This window comes from Sphingomonas sp. NPDC019816, from assembly GCF_050274375.1.
Classification (GTDB): domain Bacteria; phylum Pseudomonadota; class Alphaproteobacteria; order Sphingomonadales; family Sphingomonadaceae; genus Sphingomonas.
In genome coordinates this window covers 1-4,303 of sequence record NZ_JBNNOB010000205.1, presented here as the reverse complement: position 1 = coordinate 4,303, position 4,303 = coordinate 1, and the positions used below count along the sequence as shown (strand labels likewise).

Annotated in this window: 6 protein-coding genes; all 6 read left to right on the top strand. The window is 65.3% G+C overall.

Annotated features, from left to right (window positions below; all coding sequences use genetic code 11):
- Positions 1-206: 206 nt before the first annotated feature.
- On the top strand, positions 207-965 hold the full coding sequence (locus ACQKJZ_RS18350; protein ID WP_427733010.1) for a peptidylprolyl isomerase: 759 nt from the start codon (positions 207-209) through the stop codon (positions 963-965).
- Positions 962-1,999, top strand: a complete 1,038-nt coding sequence (gene queA / locus ACQKJZ_RS18345) for a tRNA preQ1(34) S-adenosylmethionine ribosyltransferase-isomerase QueA (RefSeq protein WP_427733008.1) — start codon at positions 962-964, stop codon at positions 1,997-1,999. The genes ACQKJZ_RS18350 and queA overlap by 4 nt, the downstream gene beginning before the upstream one ends.
- Entirely contained in the window at positions 1,996-2,505 is a 510-nt protein-coding gene (locus ACQKJZ_RS18340; protein WP_427733006.1) for an EF-hand domain-containing protein, read from the top strand. The genes queA and ACQKJZ_RS18340 overlap by 4 nt, the downstream gene beginning before the upstream one ends.
- Complete coding sequence (tgt, locus tag ACQKJZ_RS18335) at positions 2,502-3,632, top strand: tRNA guanosine(34) transglycosylase Tgt (RefSeq protein ID WP_427733004.1); 1,131 nt, start codon at positions 2,502-2,504, stop codon at positions 3,630-3,632. The genes ACQKJZ_RS18340 and tgt overlap by 4 nt, the downstream gene beginning before the upstream one ends.
- A 19-nt stretch (positions 3,633-3,651) precedes the next feature.
- A complete protein-coding gene (locus ACQKJZ_RS18330; protein WP_350590962.1) occupies positions 3,652-3,906 on the top strand; it encodes a DNA polymerase III subunit theta in 255 nt (84 codons plus the stop codon).
- A 70-nt stretch (positions 3,907-3,976) separates the two neighbouring features.
- Complete coding sequence (locus ACQKJZ_RS18325; protein WP_350590961.1) at positions 3,977-4,198, top strand: hypothetical protein; 222 nt, start codon at positions 3,977-3,979, stop codon at positions 4,196-4,198.
- Positions 4,199-4,303: the final 105 nt, after the last annotated feature.

Sequence of the window (4,303 nt, the reverse complement as noted above, 5' to 3'; positions counted from 1 at the left end):
ACCTATTCCTCCCCTGTAAGGGGAGGGGGACCAGCGAAGCTGGTGGAGGGGTGTCCCCCTATCGAGAGCGGGACACCCCTCCGTAAGGCCTTCGGCCTGCCACCTCCCCTTCCAGGGGAGGAAAATGGGGATCGAAGGTTCAGTTTGGCGCAAGGCGGGATTTGCTCTACAGCGCCCTCGTTCCTTTCCTTGTCGATAGAGATGTGATGCGCGTTCTCGCCGCTCTTGCCATGATGATGGCCAGCCTGGTTGCCGTTCCGGCGCAGGCGCAATCCAAGATCCAGACGCCGGCCAAGGTCGCGCAGGTGCTGGAGGACAATGTCACCGGCCGCCCGACCCCACCGCCGATCACCGACAAGGACAATCTCTGGCTGCTCGACCTGTCGACCGGCGGGCGCGTGACGATCTGGCTGCGCCCCGATGTCGCACCCAAGATGGTCGAGCGGATCAAGACGCTGACGCGCCGCCATTTCTATGACGGCCTGGCCTTTCACCGCGTGATCGACGGCTTCATGGCGCAGGGCGGCGATCCCAAGGGCGACGGCACCGGCGGATCGGACCTGCCCAACGTACCGGCCGAGTTCAACTATCTGCCGCATGTGCGCGGATCGGTGGCGGCGGCGCGCGCTGATGATCCCAACAGCGCCAACAGCCAGTTCTACATCGTCTTCCAGCCGCGCTTCGCGCTCGACAAGAAGTACACGGTGTTCGGCCGCGTGCTCGACGGCATGCAATATGTCGATGCGATCGAGCGGGGCGAGCCGCCCGCGAACCCCAGCCGGATCGTCCATGCCTATATCGCGGCGGACAATCCGCCGGCCTTCACCCCCCTGCCCGCCGCACCCGCGCCCAGCCTGGGTGCGCCCGTGACATTGCCCGGCGCCACGCCCGTCAAGCCGGCCCCCGCACGTCGCCCCGCCGCCAAGGCGACTCCGGCCAAGAAGGCGGCAACGGCCACCAAGTGAACGTCGACCTTTTCGATTTCGCGCTGCCGGCCGAGCGGATCGCGCTCTATCCGGCATCGCCGCGCGACTCGGCGCGGATGCTGGTCCTTGACGGCGACGCCACCCGTGACGAGCGAGTGAGCGACCTGCCGAATGCTCTGCGTCCCGGCGATCTGCTGGTCTTCAATGACACGCGCGTGATCCCCGCCCAGTTGCAGGGCACGCGCGGTGACGCAAAGATCGGGGCGACGCTGCACAAGCGCGAAGGCATCCGCCGCTGGCGCGCCTTCATCCGCAACGCCAAGCGCCTGCGCGACGGCGACGTCATCGATTTCGGCGCGGGCGTCAGCGCGACCGCCAACGACCGTGGCGAGGATGGCAGCTTCGCGCTCGACTTCGCCGGCGACAAGCCGGTCGAACTGCTGCTGGAACGCGCGGGCACCATGCCGCTGCCGCCCTATATCGCGCAGAAGCGAGGCGTGACCGAGAAGGACGCCGACGACTATCAGACGATGTTCGCGAACGAACCCGGCGCCGTCGCCGCTCCCACGGCGGCTTTGCACTTCACGCCGGGCTTGCTGGAATTGCTGGCGGCGGCGGGGATCGAGCATGCGACGCTGACGCTGCATGTCGGTGCGGGCACCTTCCTGCCGGTCAAGGCCGAGGATACGGTCGACCACAAGATGCACGCCGAATGGGGCCGCATCGACGCCACCACCGCCGACCGGCTGAACGCGGTGAAGGCACGCGGCGGCCGCGTGATTGCGGTCGGCACCACGTCGCTGCGCCTGATCGAGAGCGCGGCCGGAGAGGACGGGGTGATCCGCCCGTTCGAGGGCGACACCGCGATCTTCATCACGCCGGGCTATCGCTTTCGCGGCATCGACGGGCTGATGACCAATTTCCATCTGCCGCGCTCGACCCTGTTCATGCTGGTCTCCGCGTTGATGGGGCTGGAGCGGATGCAGGCGGCCTATGCCCATGCGATCGCGAACGATTATCGCTTCTACTCGTACGGCGACGCCTCGCTGCTGCTGCCGGGGCGGTCCTCGTGATCCTGCTGGCGCTGCTGCTCCAGGCGGCGACGCCGGGGGCGAACGAGACGGTGACCGTCACCGCGCCGCCCAAGCCCTTTGCGCAGACGCCCGCCACCATGGTGGTCGAGCCCGTCGCTATGATGATCGCCACGCTCGACGCGGACGGCGATGGCAAGACCAGCCGCGAGGAGATGGACGCGGGCGTGAAGCGTTCGTTCGACGCGATCGACACCGCGCACGCCGGCTCGCTCGGCTATCTCCAGTTCGCTGACTGGGCCGAGCGCTGGCTGGGCGATCGCAACGCGCTGCCCAGCCCGTTCGATGTCGACAAGGACAGCGACAACCGCATCACCCTGCCCGAACTCCAGGCGCATTTCTCGCGGCTCTTCTCCCGCTTCGATCGCGACCGTGACGGCGCGATCAGCCGGGCCGAAGCGCTGACCATCCGTACCACCGCCGTCGATGCCAATGGCCCGACCGGCCCGCTCCGCCCCAAGGGCGAGCGCCCCAGAGACAGAAAATGACCGCCCGCTTCTCCTTCGCCATCCACGCCACCGACGGCCGCGCCCGCACCGGCACCATCACCATGAAGCGCGGAGAAATCCGCACCCCCGCCTTCATGCCCGTCGGCACCGCCGCCACCGTCAAGGCGATGAAGCCCGGCGACGTGCGGGCGAGCGGCGCGGACATCATCTTAGGGAATACCTATCACCTGATGCTGCGCCCCGGTGCGGAGCGGGTGAACCGGCTGGGCGGCTTGCACGGCTTCATGGGCTGGGACCGGCCGATCCTGACCGATTCGGGCGGCTATCAGGTGATGAGCCTGGCCGAGTTGACCAAGCGGTCCGAGGACGGTGTCGCGTTCAAGAGCCACTTGGATGGCACCCGCCACCTGCTCAGCCCCGAACGCTCGATCGAAATCCAGCGGCTGCTGGGCTCCAACATCGTTATGGCGTTCGACGAGCTGGTCCCCACCACCTCGACCCGCGAGGTGCAGGCCAGCGCCATGGAGCGCTCGATGCGCTGGGCCAAGCGCAGCCGCGACGCCTTCGACGCAGGGAGCCAGCATGCCGAGGACAATGCGATCTTCGGCATCCAGCAGGGTGCGCTGGACGAAGGCTTCCGAAAGAGCTCGGCCGACGCGCTGATCGACATCGGCTTCGACGGTTACGCGATCGGCGGCCTCGCGGTCGGTGAGGGGCAGGAGGCGATGTTCGGCTGTCTCGACTTCGCGCCGGGCCAGCTTCCCGCCAGCAAGCCCCGCTATCTGATGGGCGTGGGCAAGCCGACCGACATCGTGGGGGCCGTGGAGCGCGGGGTCGACATGTTCGACTGCGTGCTGCCGACCCGCTCGGGCCGGACGGGACAGGCCTTTACGCGACAAGGCCCGATCAACATCCGCAATGCGCGCTTCGCCGAGGATCAGGGGCCGCTCGATCCCGCCTGTGGCTGCCCGGTCTGTTCGACCTGGAGCCGCGCCTATCTGCACCATCTGGTACGCGCGGGCGAAATCTTGGGCGCGATGCTGATGACCGAGCATAATATCTGGTTCTATCAACAGATGATGGCCGATCTGCGTGCCGCGATCGCCGAAGGGCGCCTCACGGCCTTTGCGGACGACTTCCGGGCGCGCTACGCTGCCGGCCAGTAATCCGGGGATAGTAGGAGCGATGTCATACAACATAGCGGATAAATCACCGGAAGAGCGCGAGAAGGTTAACGTAGATTTGGCGGCGTCAGGCGTGGCGTACAAAGAGCGCATGAATATGCCGATTGTGCCTGCGCAGGTAGAAGAAGAACAGCCGGCGCATCTGCGTGAATACTTCCGTGAACGACTGCAGCATTATCGTGGCCAGAGCCACAAATTCCCAGGTCCGAGCGACCCACGCTATCAGCAGATGGCTGACGCCAACGGCAAGAAGTAAATCCAACCAACTGACATGAACCCGCTACGGCGGGTTTTTTGTTGCCCTATTTCCAAGCGGAGTAACCACTATGGACACTATCAGCGTCAGGATTCCCCGCGTCTATTTCACGGACGGGCGCGTTAGCACGGATGCATTGCAGCAGAAACTTCATCAGGCACTGTGGGAGCGTACCGGCGTGATGCCTGCTCCTGTTCGGGTATTCCTGCATGAAGGTCAAGCAATCATGGCATCCGGCTGTGGCGCTGATGATGTCGAGAACATTTTAGGATTAGGAGTTAAACATGGCTGACATCATCGACAACGCACAAGAGCAAGAAGAACTGATTATCCTCGCCGCCTTATCCAACCGGCCAAAGCCGTCAATGGTATTTACTGGCCGCTGTTATTGGTGTGG